At 48.7% G+C, this 14406-nt stretch carries 11 protein-coding genes; 8 read left to right on the forward strand and 3 right to left on the reverse strand.

Annotated elements, in window-relative coordinates:
* Window positions 1–2 precede the first annotated feature (2 nt).
* On the reverse strand, window positions 3–920 hold the full coding sequence (locus MKY48_RS13070; protein ID WP_076321182.1) for a helix-turn-helix domain-containing protein: 918 nt from the start codon (window positions 918–920) through the stop codon (window positions 3–5).
* Between the two features lie 129 nt (window positions 921–1049).
* Here MKY48_RS13070 and MKY48_RS13075 point away from each other — a divergent pair, with 129 nt between their 5' ends.
* The 6 genes from MKY48_RS13075 (at window position 1050) to MKY48_RS13100 (ending at window position 7356) form a co-directional block, all read left to right on the forward strand.
* Window positions 1050–2231, forward strand: coding sequence for an MFS transporter (locus tag MKY48_RS13075; RefSeq protein ID WP_339272425.1), 1182 nt, complete (start codon window positions 1050–1052; stop codon window positions 2229–2231).
* Between the two features lie 83 nt (window positions 2232–2314).
* Window positions 2315–3034 carry an ATP-binding cassette domain-containing protein gene (locus tag MKY48_RS13080; protein ID WP_100536497.1) on the forward strand — a complete coding sequence of 240 codons (720 nt, stop codon included), beginning with the start codon at window positions 2315–2317 and terminating at the stop codon, window positions 3032–3034.
* A 51-nt stretch (window positions 3035–3085) separates the two neighbouring features.
* Window positions 3086–4420: a VCBS repeat-containing protein gene (locus MKY48_RS13085; RefSeq protein WP_256720407.1), complete on the forward strand. Its 1335-nt coding sequence runs from the start codon at window positions 3086–3088 to the stop codon at window positions 4418–4420.
* Window positions 4421–4423: 3 nt separating this feature from the next.
* On the forward strand, window positions 4424–5122 hold the full coding sequence (locus MKY48_RS13090) for a response regulator transcription factor (protein WP_076321185.1): 699 nt from the start codon (window positions 4424–4426) through the stop codon (window positions 5120–5122).
* Window positions 5119–6573, forward strand: a complete 1455-nt coding sequence (locus MKY48_RS13095; RefSeq protein WP_339293091.1) for a HAMP domain-containing sensor histidine kinase — start codon at window positions 5119–5121, stop codon at window positions 6571–6573. Before MKY48_RS13090 ends, MKY48_RS13095 begins: the two co-directional genes overlap by 4 nt.
* A 252-nt stretch (window positions 6574–6825) precedes the next feature.
* Window positions 6826–7356: a GNAT family N-acetyltransferase gene (locus MKY48_RS13100; protein ID WP_339293092.1), complete on the forward strand. Its 531-nt coding sequence runs from the start codon at window positions 6826–6828 to the stop codon at window positions 7354–7356.
* 154 nt (window positions 7357–7510) lie between these two features.
* Here the strand turns inward: MKY48_RS13100 and MKY48_RS13105 are convergent, their stop codons facing one another.
* Window positions 7511–8725 (reverse strand): glucose-1-phosphate adenylyltransferase, encoded by a 1215-nt coding sequence (locus MKY48_RS13105; RefSeq protein WP_339272431.1) that lies wholly within the window; start codon window positions 8723–8725, stop codon window positions 7511–7513.
* Between the two features lie 225 nt (window positions 8726–8950).
* Between MKY48_RS13105 and glgB the strand changes: the two genes are divergently transcribed.
* Both glgB and glgA read left to right on the forward strand, forming a co-directional pair.
* Complete coding sequence (glgB, locus tag MKY48_RS13110) at window positions 8951–10927, forward strand: 1,4-alpha-glucan branching protein GlgB (protein WP_339293093.1); 1977 nt, start codon at window positions 8951–8953, stop codon at window positions 10925–10927.
* Window positions 10924–12363 (forward strand): glycogen synthase GlgA, encoded by a 1440-nt coding sequence (gene glgA, locus MKY48_RS13115; RefSeq protein ID WP_339293094.1) that lies wholly within the window; start codon window positions 10924–10926, stop codon window positions 12361–12363. The genes glgB and glgA overlap by 4 nt, the downstream gene beginning before the upstream one ends.
* Before the next feature lie 122 nt (window positions 12364–12485).
* On the opposite strand, the gene MKY48_RS13120 is transcribed toward glgA, so the two are convergent.
* Entirely contained in the window at window positions 12486–14234 is a 1749-nt protein-coding gene (locus MKY48_RS13120) for an alpha-glycosidase (RefSeq protein ID WP_339272434.1), read from the reverse strand.
* Window positions 14235–14406: the final 172 nt, after the last annotated feature.

The raw sequence follows: 14406 nt of genomic DNA on the forward strand, positions 1-14406 counted from the left end.
TGCTATGAAAGTCGAATGTAAGTTTCCAGAAACATTTGAAGCTCGGCAGCCCCATCCGGCCGCAGACTGAATCTTTCGTTATTCTCGGACTTCAGATGGGAGCGCAGCAAGCCCGCTGCTCTCAATATCATCAAGTGGTGCATCAATTCCTCATAGGGCTGACCCAACTCGGACGCCATTTCGGACACGGCCTTCGGCTCATCTGCAATATAACGCAGGAGACGCAGGCGTTTCGGGTCGGCGAGAGCCTCGGTCATGCGGAGGAGAACGACGGGCGGCTCATCTTCCTCTTCTTCCGGGATATCGATAGGATACTGGAGCAGGAGTACGTTCTCATAGAAGCAATAGGTATTGATCGGCCGGAAATGCGTGCCCGGGAACAAAACGACGTTTTCTTGAGGCACATCGTCCAGTATAACCCCGCTTGAGGCATATTCGATCAAATTTTCGTCATCCATTTTCGGAAGGAGCATTCGTTTCTCTTCGGCATCGTCTTCCAGGAGCTGATATAGGTCAGGCTCCACTTCCGAGAAGTAGTGCTCATGCCACAGCTTCATCAGCGGTGTGTAGTTTTCTCGAATTCTAGATGTTTCATCCCGCGAGAGGGAGGGCAAGTGAGGCTGAAGCAGGTCATGCAGCTCTTCCACGGCGGAAGTTTCAATCCAATTCAGAAAATCCGGGATTTCAAGGTGTTCTCCTCGAAGCATGATTAAGGCGTATAACACATCATAATCCGCGAGCGGCCATGATCGGGCTCGGCTGAACTGGACGCGAACAGGCTGAGGTAAACGCTCGTCCATCTCTGTTATCAGCTGTTTTCCGATATCCAGGTTATCGGTCCATTTCCTTGTTGCATATATCATGAAGCTGCCCAGCAGCTCGTAGACCATAGATACATCGATACTAACTTTATATTTCATTAACGGATACCCTCCCAATTGATGGCATTGTTATTATTATGGCTTGTATGGATTGGGCTTGTCCACTATAATGTTCATCTGACTGTTTAAATTCATCGTTTTTTCACATTAGAGGAGGACTATATTTCAGTGACAGAAGCTGTAACCCCCCGTCAGGGGAGAACTCATTATTTCATTTTAATTGCCGTCGTCGTTGCGGCTGGTTTAAGCCAGGGACTGTTATTGCCGGTGCTGGCTATATTTTTGGAACGGATGGGCATTTCATCCTCCATGAACGGATTGAACGCGGCTGCCTTATATGTAGGCTCATTTGCCATGACACTTGTTGCGGAAAGACTTCTCGGCTGGGTCGGTTTCAAAAAACTGATCATTTCGGGACTGGTGCTCGTGATGCTGTCGCTGGTTGCTTTTCCGTTGATTCCAAGCGTGGCCGTCTGGTTTGTACTGCGTGTGCTCGTCGGTATAGGCGATAGCGCACTTCATTATGCCGCCCAGCTATGGGTGCTGATGATGTCAACGGTTAAGAACCGGGGGCGAAGCATATCCTTTTATGGCATGTCCTACGGCTTAGGATTCAGCATAGGGCCGCTGGGCATTCCGCTGCTGAAGTATGGCGAGGCGGTACCCTTTATAATTCTGGCCGTGCTGTTCTTGTTCATTCTGTTGGTCGTGCTCTTCAAACTTCCGAACTTGAAGCCGGAAAAAAGCGAGAATGGGGATCAGCAGCCAGCTGGACGCTATCTCAAAAGCTACCGCCTGGCCTGGTTTGCGTTGATTCCCGCGTTTCTCTACGGCTATATGGAAGCAGGAATTAACAGCAACTTCCCGGTCTACGGGTTAAGAAGCGGATTTACATTGGGCGAAATTTCGGCGTTGCTTCCTTTTGTCGGCATCGGCGGTCTGGTGCTGCAGCTTCCCCTCGGCATGTGGAGTGATAAATTCGGACGCAAACGGGTGCTGACGATCGCCGGTATTGTGGGCGGCTGCTGTTTCTTGCTCATTCCTGCAGCAGGAACGAATTTCTGGGCAACCTTAGTATTATTAACGCTGGCCGGTGGCCTGGTTGGTTCTTTCTTCTCCCTCGGTTTGGCTTATGCGGCGGATATCCTTCCCAGAGTGCTGCTGCCGGCGGCCAACGTCGTGGCTTCCTTCCATTTTAATGCGGGCAGCATAGCAGGTCCGAATGCCGGGGGCGCCATCATGGAAACGGGGTGGAACGGAGGGATCTTCGTACTGCTTGGTGGATTGTATATTCTGTTTGCCTGTACGGGATTATGGTTTAAAGTCAAAACCACATCAACACAAGAATAGAAACATGCGTTCTCATGGCAATTGCTTTCGCTTTCTTCTAAACTAGAGAGTAGGAATATGCACTTGACGGGAGAGACGATAACATGATTAAAGTGGATCGGCTGAAGAAAACGATGGGTCCTGAACGCACACCGGTGTTAAAGGATATCACTTTTCAGATGGAGCACGGGGAAATGATCGGTCTGATCGGTGCTAGCGGAAGCGGGAAAAGCTTGTTAATGAGCTGTCTATCCATGCAGCAAAAATGGGACGGCGGCAAATTAACGATTGATGGCGAAGATATGATGAATCCTGCGGGAAAACGGAGAATTCGCCGGGAATGGGCTTATCTTGAGCAGAACCCGTCCTTGAATGTGAATCGAACGGCACTTAAGAATGTATTGATCGGACAATCCAGCCAAACACCGCTGTGGCGGATGGTAACCGGGATGGTCCGGTCTGATGATTATATGGGAGCTATGGACACGATCGAGCACCTTGGGTTGTTGGACAAGGCCAAACGAAAAGCCGGCGAGTTAAGCGGCGGCGAGAAGCAGCGGATTGCTATTGCCCGCGCACTTGTTCATGGTGCCAAGGTGATTTTGGCGGACGAGCCGGTCACGGGACTCGATCCTGCCTCGGCTGAGCACGTATTGAAGACACTTAAAACCTTGTGCGAGGAAGAACGTTTAACCGTATTTACCGTTATACCCTTGGAGCTAGCCGAGAAGTATTGCACACGGATCATGGGTCTATCCGGCGGAGAGCTGGCCGTGGATGTGACCGGAAGACGTTTAACCCATGGGGAGAAGTCAAGACTGTAATTATCGATCACCAAAGACGCCAGGTGAATGTATAGAAATGAGTTGATCTTATTGAAATATAGAGTGATGCAAGCCCTCTTGGCAGGCTTGTTACTATGGATCATAAGCGGCTGCACCTTTATTCAGGACCCGGTCTCTTTAATGAAGAAACCGGATTTGCCGACGGATAAAGCGACGCTGAATGGCGCCATCCAATCTGCGCTTCTGAAGAATAAGCTGGATAATGCCGCCATTATCCGGCCGCGAAGTGACGTGGATAGCAGTTCCATCCGTATTCAGGACCTGGACAATGACGGAATTTTGGAAGCTGTCGTCTTCTATCAGACGCCGGACGATGAAGTGAAAATCCATGGCATGATCATGCAGCAGCAAGGCGACACATGGGTGAAGAATCTTGATTTCGACGGAGAAGGGACGGTATTGGAGTCGTTTGATTTCGTTGATTTTACGAATGACGGCAAGGTCGACATCGTAGCCGGCTTCTCACGCGGAGAAGAGAATCTTCAGAACCTGCTGGCCGTGTATTCATTCTCCGGGAATTCGCTTGAAAAAATACCGGCTTTGCCATACACACACTTTAATATCGGAGATATGAACGGGGATAAGATCAACGATATTACGGTTGTCTATCTTCAACAGAAAGAGCTCTCGTATATCAGCACCTATCAATACGATAAATACGAGGACGCCTTTGTCGAGCTGAACAAGCTGGATCTGGGACCGAATATCGAAAGTTATTACAATGTTGTCGCAGGTAAAGTGGCCAAGGACAAAGAAGGTATCATCTTGGACGCTTCAGTTGTATCCAACTCTTCTTATTCCAAACTCATCATTATGGAGGATAACCAGTTTATTGACGTCCTTCAGGATGAATTGCTTACCTACAAGGAACTGCCTGTAGAGAGCGAAGATGTGAATGATGACGGTATTTTAGAGTTTGGTGTTCTTACGAGACCGAGCGGTTGGGAGGATCGGCTTATTCTGGAAGAGATCCCGTTCTTCACCACGTACTTCCAGTGGGACGGAGTGGTACGGGAGAACAACGAAAAAGAAGGGCTTCAATTCGTGCTCCAAAGGTACTACGATATGAACAATCGATTCTATCTGGACTTTCCGCCAGACATGTATAATAAGATTACCATCACGCCGGAATCCAACAAAAATGCTTATTTGAATTTTGTGACGACCGACACGGGAGAGTCCGTTGCCGAGATTAAATTCTTTTCAAAGGCCCAGTGGGGAAAAGCCGAATCCGATTGGGAGATTCTGGTGAAGGAGAAAAACCGCGTAATTGCTTATCGCAGTCATGGCGATCTGAAATTGAGTAAAAAAGATAAAAAGCCAAACAGCAATAATGTGGCTCCTATCGAAAGAAAGGGGAACTAGACCTTGAGTAAAGTGCTCATATTAGAAGATGAAGAATCTATCCGCAGTTTTATCGTAATTAATCTGAAACGAAACGGCTTTGACGTCCTGGAGACTGGGGATGGCAACGAAGCCCTTCGTTTGCTGCAAACGACGCCAGATATCGATATCGCCTTGCTTGATGTCATGGTACCAGGGATTGACGGATTTGAAGTTTGCCGCAGAATTCGGGAAACGAACGAGCGGATCGGTATTATTTTCCTGACGGCAAAAGTTCAGGAGCAGGATAAAGTGTATGCCCTCTCCGTTGGTGCCGATGACCACGTAAGCAAACCGTTCAGTCCGACGGAGTTAATCGCCAGGCTGCAATCTTTACTGCGGAGGGTGAATGTCCAGCGTGCGGGAACCGCCAAGGTATCGTTTCAATCAGGTCCCTTTACGCTGGATCTGATCTCCAAGCAGTTTAAGAAGAACGGGCAGCCGGTGGAGCTGACGCCAACAGAATTTTCGCTGGTGCAGTTTTTCCTGGAGAAAGAAAACACGCCGCTTAGTCGTGATGTGCTGCTCGATCATGTATGGGGCAAAGAATATATGGGTGACCCCAAAATCGTGGACGTGAACATTCGGAGACTGCGCCAAAAAATCGAAGGCAATCCTTCCGAGCCGGAATACCTCCAGACGGTATGGGGACACGGCTATAAATGGAAGGGTCAGGGACAATGATCATCAAAAAAGGCATTCGGCGGCAAATCGTGCTGCACTACTTCCTGGTAGTGTTCATCGCCTTGCTGCTGATTGAGGTTATTTTTCTAATCGCTTTACGATCGTATTATTACGATACGGTACGCAATCATATTTTGAATCACATTAATACCGCCGACGCCTTTTATCAGCCCTTCCGATTAACCTCGTCGGAGAACGCTAACCAGTTGAGCGAGATGGTTCGCCATTTTGAATTGTATACAACGGAGCTTCAAATTTTGAATCCGGGTGGTCAAGTTCTCTCCACATCCACCGGTTTCGAAATAGAGCAGACCATCAAGACCAGTGATGTCACCCAAGCGCTTGCAGGAAATACGGGCCGTTGGATTGGTAAGCAGCAAGGTACGGGGCAGATCGTAATGGCTGTATCTCAAACCGTTTCGAACGGATTTGAGAAAACGTACATTCTTCGCTATGTGACTTCGCTTGAGTTCATTAACGACAAGCTGATGAAAATCACGCTGTTTGCCATCAGCATCGGTGGGGCCGTGCTAGCGCTCGTGCTTGCCTTCAGCATTGGGCTGGCCAACTCCATCGTAAAGCCGCTCAACAACATTACCACGGTATCTGCGCAGATGGCCAAGGGCAGGTTTAACGTGAGAATCAAAGGCGATTATAAATACGAGCTTGGTGAGCTGTCGTCAACCCTGAACTACATGGCGCAGGAGATTGTACGAAGCAATCAGGTGAAGGATGATTTTGTTTCATCCATTTCGCATGAGCTGCGGACTCCGCTCACAAGCATTAAGGGCTGGAGTGAAACGCTCGACTCCGGTGGCTATGATCCGGAAGAAACGAAGATTGGGATGCAGATTATTTCTAAGGAAACCGATCGTTTGATCGGTCTTGTAGAAGAGTTGCTCGACTTCTCCAAGCTCCAGCAGAATGAGATGAAGCTTGTGAAGGGTATCGTGAATTTACGGGAGCTTCTGCAAGAGATTATGCTCAATCTGTGGACCAAGGCCGAGAAGAAGGGCGTCCAAATCAAACTGGAGACCGATGAAAAGCCGATTATCTATGGGGATGCCAACCGCTTGAAGCAGGTGTTTCTGAACATTGTGGATAATGCGATTAAATTCTCGCATGAGAACGGCGTGATCAACCTGTCCTTCGCTATGGAAGACAAGTTTGTGATCGTAACCGTGGAAGATCACGGTATTGGCATATCGGACGAACATCTGCGGCGGGTAAAGGATCGATTCTTCCAGGTTAATCCGCTTAATGGGGGAACGGGACTGGGCCTTGCGATTACGCAGCAGCTCATTGAGCTCCATGGGGGCACGATGGAGATGGAAAGCGAACTCGGGCACGGAACATCCGTTATCGTCAAGCTGCCGCTGCCTGAAGGGAAAATACCGATGGCCGGCGGATTAGAGAACGGTGAGGATGACTTAGCCGGACCGACCGTATAAGCTTTGCCGGGTTACCGGCAAAGCTTTTCTCAAGAGTACAGAATTGTTAAGTTTTCAGCGAAGCGTACTGTATTCGCAATTATATGTTGTGGGGCAGTGTTTTGGGATCCCCGCAAAGTATTCGGATGAAGCATCGAGGTATAGGCTCCACTTTGTGGGGTATTGTATTGGGGCTCCCCGCAAAGTATTTGGACTAAGCATCGAAGCATAGTCTCCACTTTGTGGGGCTGTTTTGAAAGGGGGAGTGCGGAATTGGGACACACAGCAGCAACGTTTTCTACTGAGCAAGGTCTGTTTGAATTAAAAGTGGCTGAGGCAGAACAGGCAGGAGTGATGCTGTCGCTTCTCAAGGAAGCGGCAGAGATGATGGAACAGCAAGGGCGCAAGCAGTGGAGTCCTTCTATCTTCTCCTTCGACTTGATGGAGCAGTACCTGGCGGAGCGTGAGGTGTTTATCCTCTGGCATAAAGATGTCGCCGTCGGCATGTTCACGTTACAGTATGGAGATCCAGCTTATTGGGGAGAGCGGGATGATCCGGCATATGGTTATCTGCATCGGCTGACCGTACGCGCCTCCTATCGGGGACTGGAGCTTGGAACCAAGATGATTTCCTTTGCGGAATCGTATTTGTTATCCATGGGTAAGCAGGGTTTCAGACTGGATTGCGTAACTCATCTGCCAACGCTGAATCAATTTTATCAGCGCCAAGGATTTCAGTTCGTGGCTGAGCAGGATATGGGTGGTCGTGTCGTGAATTTATATGAGAAGCGTTTTATTTCATAATTTTACAGTTTTATAAAACCTAAGTCGCATGCGCTTGAAACACAGTCAGCAGGGCACGATACATGAGAAAAAGCGATCCGTGACGGATCGCTTTTTTGTATAAAAGTCTGAAGAAATTGATCTCTCAGAGGTAATATGTTGTTGAAGAACTCGTTTAGGATGAAGAGACATTCGCCCGCAAGCGTCCTTTTTCGTATACATCCTGAAGCAGTCGGGACGGCTGGGTACGAATGGTTGGCTTCGGAAGTACGGTCTCATAAGGTCCAACAACCACTACGTTGCCGGGAGTTCCTTTTACAATCGCTCCATCCTTGATGATTGCTCCCTCACCGATAATGGCATGCTCGATATGAGCGCCCTTGCCGATTTTGACATTCGGCATGACCACACTGTCTTTAACGATGGAGTATTTGCCGATCTCCGCACCGCAGAATATAACGGAACTCTTGGCTTTTCCTTCGAAGGTGCATTGGTCATGAATCAAGCAGTCTGTGTGTTCCGTATTCCGGTTCCGCGCTGCCGAAAGTTTGGTCTTCCATGCACGGGTATACATGGGCCAATCGGATCTTTCCAGAACAAGCTCGTTTTGGCTAAGCACATCCATATGGGCTTCCCAGAGGCTTTCTACAGTACCCACATCGCGCCAGTAGCCCTGGAAGCGATACGCAAGCAGCGACTCTTCTCCGGACAGCATCTTAGGGATGACATCCTTCCCGAAGTCATGGCTGGAGTTGGGATCAGCCGCATCCTCAATGAGGTGCCGCTTCAGATAGTCCCAACGGAACAAATATATGCCCATCGAGGCGAGGTTGCTTTGCGGTTCTGCCGGTTTTTCGGCAAATTCAATGATATTGAGATTGTCGTCAACGCTCATGACGCCAAACCGGCTGGCGTCTTCCCAAGGCACTTCCATCACGGAGATCGTGGCAGGTGCCTCCTGCTGTATGTGGGCTTCAAGCATTTCGCGGTAATCCATTTGATAAATATGGTCCCCGGATAGAATAAGGACATGTTCGGGATTTTGATCATCGATGTATGGAATGTTTTTATAAATGGCGTCTGCTGTACCCAAGTATCCATCTTGGTGTGTGCTGTTGGATGGAAGCAGAGCGATGCCTTCACGTCCTGTATGTGTTAGTCCCCAGGGTTCACCTTCACCGATATGTTCGTGTAATGATTCTGCCTCATATTGTGTTAGGACTCCAACCGTATCGATTCCGGAGTTCACACAATTGCTGAGAGGAAAATCGATTATACGATAATGTCCGCCAAATGGAACGGCGGGTTTTGCCAGCTTGGACGTAAGGGGAGCTAATCGTTTACCCTCTCCACCGGCCAGAAGCATAGCAATGCAGTCTTTTCTCTTCATCACGTTTCCCTCCCAATGTATTTTCACGTTGTACATTACATAAACGACATTCCCGGGGTTTGAAACGATTATATTGAAAAAGTAAAATGAAAATTACAAAATTATTTTTCAGGGACATTTTTTATTTTCAACATGGTTAGAATGGGGTAATAGCACTAATAATATTTGGATTTATAAAGAAAAAGCGGGTGACGATGATTGAACCAAGCAGTTAGGGAAGGAAACATGACTCCGGAACAATTGTATTTATTTCATGAAGGAACCTGGTTTCACAGTTACCAATCCATGGGTGCACACCGTGCTACGGAAGATGGAGTTGAAGGCGTGCGTTTTACGGTTTGGGCTCCGAATGCAAGGCAGGTGGGTCTTGCCGGAGACTGGAACGGCTGGGACGGTTCCCAGGACACGTTATATAGGATACCCGATTCGGGAATTTGGAGTCGGTTTTTCCCTGGGATGAAGACTGGAACTTTTTACAAATATCATATCACGGGACCGTATGGAGAAACGTTCTTGAAGGCGGATCCGTACGCGTTTCACGCCGAAGTTCGACCTGCAACCGCATCGGTTGTGACCGATCTTTCTGGATATCATTGGAACGACGCAACATGGAGAAGAAAGAACAGATCCCCCTACACCAAGCCGATGAACATATATGAGATGCACGTTGGAACCTGGCGGCAAAAAGAGGACGGTTCGTTCTATACATATCGCGAACTGGCGGACCAGCTGATCCCCTACTTGCTGGAGATGAGCTATACCCACGTGGAATTCATGCCCTTGGCTGAGCATCCGTACGACCTTTCATGGGGGTATCAGGGAACCGGATTCTTTGCGCTGACCAGCAGATACGGAAGTCCCCATGATTTCATGTACCTTGTTGATCAGCTGCATCAAGCTGGTATCGGCGTGCTGCTCGACTGGGTGCCCGCACATTTTGCCAAGGATGCCCACGGGCTTCGACTGTTTGACGGGGCGCCTCTTTATGAGTACGCAGATTCGCAAAAAGCAGAGAAACCGGGCTGGGGAACACTGTCTTTCGATTATGCCAAGCCTGAGGTGATTTCATTCCTCATCTCCAATGCCTTATTTTGGATGGATATGTATCATATTGATGGTCTTCGTGTGGACGCTGTGACAAGCATGATCCGGCTCGATTTTGAGAAGCGCGAAGGTCAGTATAAACCTAATGAACATGGTGGCTTGGAAAATCTCGAAGCGATATCCTTTCTGCAGGAATTGAATAAAGCTGTGTTTCGATATTACCCGAATGCTTTGATGATGGCCGAGGAATCCAGCGCATGGGCAGGAGTTACCGCACCTGTGCATGAAGGGGGCCTTGGGTTCAATTACAAGTGGAACATGGGCTGGATGAATGACACGCTGTCCTATGTGGAGCAAGAATTCGATCAGCGGCCTACCCATCATAATTTACTAACATTCCCCATTTGTTATGCCTATTCAGAAAATTTTACATTACCGCTGTCACATGATGAAGTTGTCCACGGGAAGAAATCACTGCTTAATAAAATGCCGGGGAGCTATGAACAAAAGTTTGCAGGACTCCGCATTTTGCTTGGATATCAGATCACCCAGCCTGGCAAGAAGCTGCTGTTTATGGGGGGAGAGTTCGGCCAATTCATTGAATGGAAGGATCAGGAGCAGCTGGATTGGCTGCTGCTTGATTACGAAAGCCACCGGAAGCAGTTGGCTTATACGGCAGCGTTAAACCGCATGTATGTGGAGGAGAAGGCGCTATGGGAGCAGGATCACAGGTGGGAAGGCTTTGAGTGGCTTAGCGCTGATGATCATGAGCAGAGTGTCTTATCGTACATGAGAATGGGCACAAAACCTAGCGATACACTAATCATCGTCATTAATTTTCAGCCCTGGGCATATGACCAATATCGGATCGGCTTACCGAGAGCGGGACAGTACGTGGAAATATTGAATTCCGATCATACCGATTATGGCGGCTCCGGACTGGTTAACAACGAAGACTTAAAAGCAGAGAAGAAGACCTGGCATGGTCAAACCCACAGCCTGGAGATCAAGCTGCCTCCACTAGGCATGGTGGTGTTAAAGAAAAAGCCGCGTTCCAGAAAGTTGCAGGCACAAGAGGACGTTTCACTGAAGGCATCAGTAGTAAAAGAGAAGACGGCACGGAAAACCAAACGAATCCAAAGGGGGAAGCAGGATTGAAATTGTTATTTGCAGCTTCAGAATGTGGACCATACATCAAGACAGGCGGATTGGCGGATGTGATCGCTGCTTTGCCGAAATCCCTTCGCGGCATGGGCGAGGATATTCGGGTGGTTCTGCCCAAATATCGCGGCATTCCTGACGACTACCGGGAGCGCATGGCGCATGTCGGGGAAACCCGGGTACGGGTAGGCTGGCGCGAGCAGTATTGCGGCATCGAGTCCCTGGTTGAGGACGGAGTCACGATTTATTTTGTAGACAATGAATATTATTTTGGCCGCGAAGGTATTTACGGCTACATGGACGATGGCGAACGCTTTTCGTTCTTCAATCGCGCCGTTCTCGAGATCTTGCCGGTAATCGGTTTTCAGCCGGACGTGCTTCACTGCCATGATTGGCATACGGCGATGATTCCGCTGCTCCTTGAAGATGTCTACCGACATGATCCTTACTATGCGGGAATTCGAACCGTATTTACAATCCACAATTTGTTGTATCAAGGCGTATATCCGTACGAGGTGCTGGTCGATCTGCTCGGAATCCACAGCCGTCATTTTACAGCGGAGGGCGTAGAATATTACGGAAACGTGAATTTCATGAAAGCGGGAATCGTGTATGCAGATCATGTAACGACGGTTAGCCCGACTTATGCTTCGGAGATCCAGACCGGTTATTACGGATACGGACTCGACGGGCTTTTGTCAGCCCAAGGTTCGAGATTGAGCGGCATTGTGAATGGTATAGATACTAAGAGCTACAACCCGGCGACCGATCCGCACATCGCGATGAAGTACCGGAGCGGTCTGAGTAAGAAAACGCAGAACAAAATTGCCTTGCAAGAAGAGTTGAACCTTCCGGTAGCACCACATATTCCGTTGATGTCGATGGTGACGCGGCTGGTCGATTCGAAGGGGCTCGATCTGCTCATCCGGATTCTGGATGAGCTGCTCTACTATGATGAGATTCAATTTGTCGTTCTGGGAACGGGTGATCCGTCTTATGAACATTGGTTCAAGGAAGCGGCGAATCGGTATCCCAATAAAATGTCGGCCCAGATTCGGTTCAATGAACCGTTATCGCGGCGCTTCTACGCTGGAAGCGATCTGTTCCTGATGCCTTCCAAATTTGAACCGTGCGGTATCAGCCAACTCATCGCCATGCGTTACGGCAGTGTGCCGATTGTCCGCGAAACAGGCGGACTGAATGATACGGTTCATGCATATAACGAGTATACGGGAGAAGGGAATGGATTCTCTTTCAAGGATTACAATGCCCATGATATGATGAACACGATCCGGCGCGCGACCTCGCTTTACCGCATGCCTGAGCACTGGCGTAAAGTGACTAAGAACGCATTGGGCGGGGATTATAGCTGGAACGTTTCGGCCAAGGAATACCAGGAGATATACCATCAAATCACCCAATCTCAGGCTTGAACCATAACAAGACACAGGGGTGCAAGGATAGCCAAATTATGCGCTGTCCTTGCACCCCTGTGCTCGTTAAAGTTCGGTATAGATGTATGGCGCAGTTGGTCTGATCACATAAGATGAGTTTACTAATGTTTCAATCGCCGGCATAAAATTCGATATGCATAAGGCTCTAAATCGATATGCATTGTCCCGTTTACCGGTTTTACGGGCTCTTTTGTCTCGGCATCAATCCAATCGGTCGTGACGATAGGATGCGATATGGTGCGTGCCGAGTTGCTGTTGTTCATCCAGACGATAAAATGCATGGTTTCGTCCGCACGCTCGTACACAATGCAAGGATCATGGAGATTCGCTTGCAGGAAGCGGAAGCGTCCCTGTCTCAGCGCCTTATGCTTTTTCCGAAGCGCGATCATCCCTTGATAAAACGTATACAGCTCTTGGTTTCGTTTCTTTGGATCCCATTCCATGCATTTGCGGCAATCGGGATCTCCGTCACCGGTCAATCCGATTTCGTCGCCATAAAAGATGCACGGCGTACCCATGAATGTAAACAGAAATACAACCGTAAGTTTCATACGACGGATATCTTCTCCCACACGGGTAAGCAGCCTCGGCGTATCGTGGCTGCACAGCAGATTAAAGACCACTTCGTTGGTCTGCTGCGGATATCGCATCAGGATCGAGCCGATACGGTTGGCGAACGTGAGGCCATCCATGTTGCCGTTGAAGAACTCCAGCACCTTATCGGCAAAAGGATAATTCATTACGGAATCAAACTGGTCACCTTGCAGCCAGATTAAGGAGTCCGACCAGACCTCGCCCACGATATAAGCCTCAGGGTTGGCCTTCTTGACGACCTGTCTGAAATCCCGCCAGAAGTGATGATCAATTTCATTGGCAACGTCCAGGCGCCAGCCGTCGAGATTGATCTCCTTGATCCAGTATTCGGCTACACCCAGCAAATACGCCTTCACTTCGGGATTGGCGGTATTGAATTTCGGCATATTTCCGAAAAAACCAAAGGTATCGTAGCTGGGAATGCCATCCTTGACCTCGCAGGGAAACTGGTTCACATGAAACCATTTCGCATACTTGGATTTCTCGCCGTGCTTCAGCACGTCCTGAAAGGGCGGGAACTCCTCGCTGCAGTGATTGAATACCGCATCGAGAACCACTCGGATGCCTTTTGCGTGACAAGTATCTACTACTTTTTTCAACAACTCATTATCGCCAAAGTGCGGATCCACCTGTTTATAATCAACCGTGTCATATTTATGATTGGAGGGGGAGAGGAAGAGAGGAGTAAAATAAATGGCGTTGATACCCAGGTCAACGAGATCATCGAGATGATCCAGTACGCCCTGCAGGTCACCGCCGAAGAAATTATCCACCTCCGGCTTGCCGCCCCAGGTCTCGGTTTTTTCTGGATTGGTGGCTGCGTTTCCGTTAGCAAAGCGCTCCGTCATAATTTGATAAAACACGGCTTCCTTGGCCCATTCCGGTACTTTGAATACATCGACTTCATGTATGTACGGAAATTCAAAGTAACCTGCAGGCGGATAAGGATAGTCCCATCCGATTCCGCTGTCCACCATATAAACCGTTTCATCTCCGGCATGAATTCGAAAGCCGTAGGACAGTCTTTTGTATTTCGGCCTGACTCCGCATTCCCAGTAGTCAAACATGTCATCCGAGGCGGCCTTTTCCATGGTGATCTCGAAGTACGTACGGTCCCAATCGTATTTGTCGCCGGTCATGGCAACAACAGAATCAATGTCGTTTTTCTTGGTTCGAATCCGAAGATGAATGGTTTTCGTATCATATGCATAAGCCCATTTATCTCTTGGAACATGATACAGTGCTTCTAACAGCATGGTTACACCTCCTATATGAGTAAAGCTATAGCTAATTAATAACCAACTGCTGGCTTGCATGAATCATGGAGTGAAAGAGACCGCCCGGCTAGCCTTCCTATTTATCAAGTACTGCATGTTATGCGCAATTATAAGATGGGAAGGGGACGGAGAGATTATGCATCGTCGAAAG

The sequence above is a fragment of the Paenibacillus sp. FSL W8-0187 genome (assembly GCF_037969755.1).
Taxonomy (GTDB): domain Bacteria; phylum Bacillota; class Bacilli; order Paenibacillales; family Paenibacillaceae; genus Paenibacillus_AQ.

Bases quoted from the DNA above. Each gene is read 5' to 3' on its own strand.
- MKY48_RS13095 (WP_339293091.1), top strand. From the start codon at position 5,119: ATGATCATCAAAAAAGGCATTCGGCGGCAAATCGTGCTGCACTACTTC.
- MKY48_RS13080 (WP_100536497.1), top strand. From the start codon at position 2,315: ATGATTAAAGTGGATCGGCTGAAGAAAACGATGGGTCCTGAACGCACA.
- glgB (WP_339293093.1), top strand. From the start codon at position 8,951: ATGACTCCGGAACAATTGTATTTATTTCATGAAGGAACCTGGTTTCAC.
- MKY48_RS13120 (WP_339272434.1), bottom strand. From the start codon at position 14,234: ATGCTGTTAGAAGCACTGTATCATGTTCCAAGAGATAAATGGGCTTAT.
- MKY48_RS13105 (WP_339272431.1), bottom strand. From the start codon at position 8,725: ATGAAGAGAAAAGACTGCATTGCTATGCTTCTGGCCGGTGGAGAGGGT.
- MKY48_RS13070 (WP_076321182.1), bottom strand. From the start codon at position 920: ATGAAATATAAAGTTAGTATCGATGTATCTATGGTCTACGAGCTGCTG.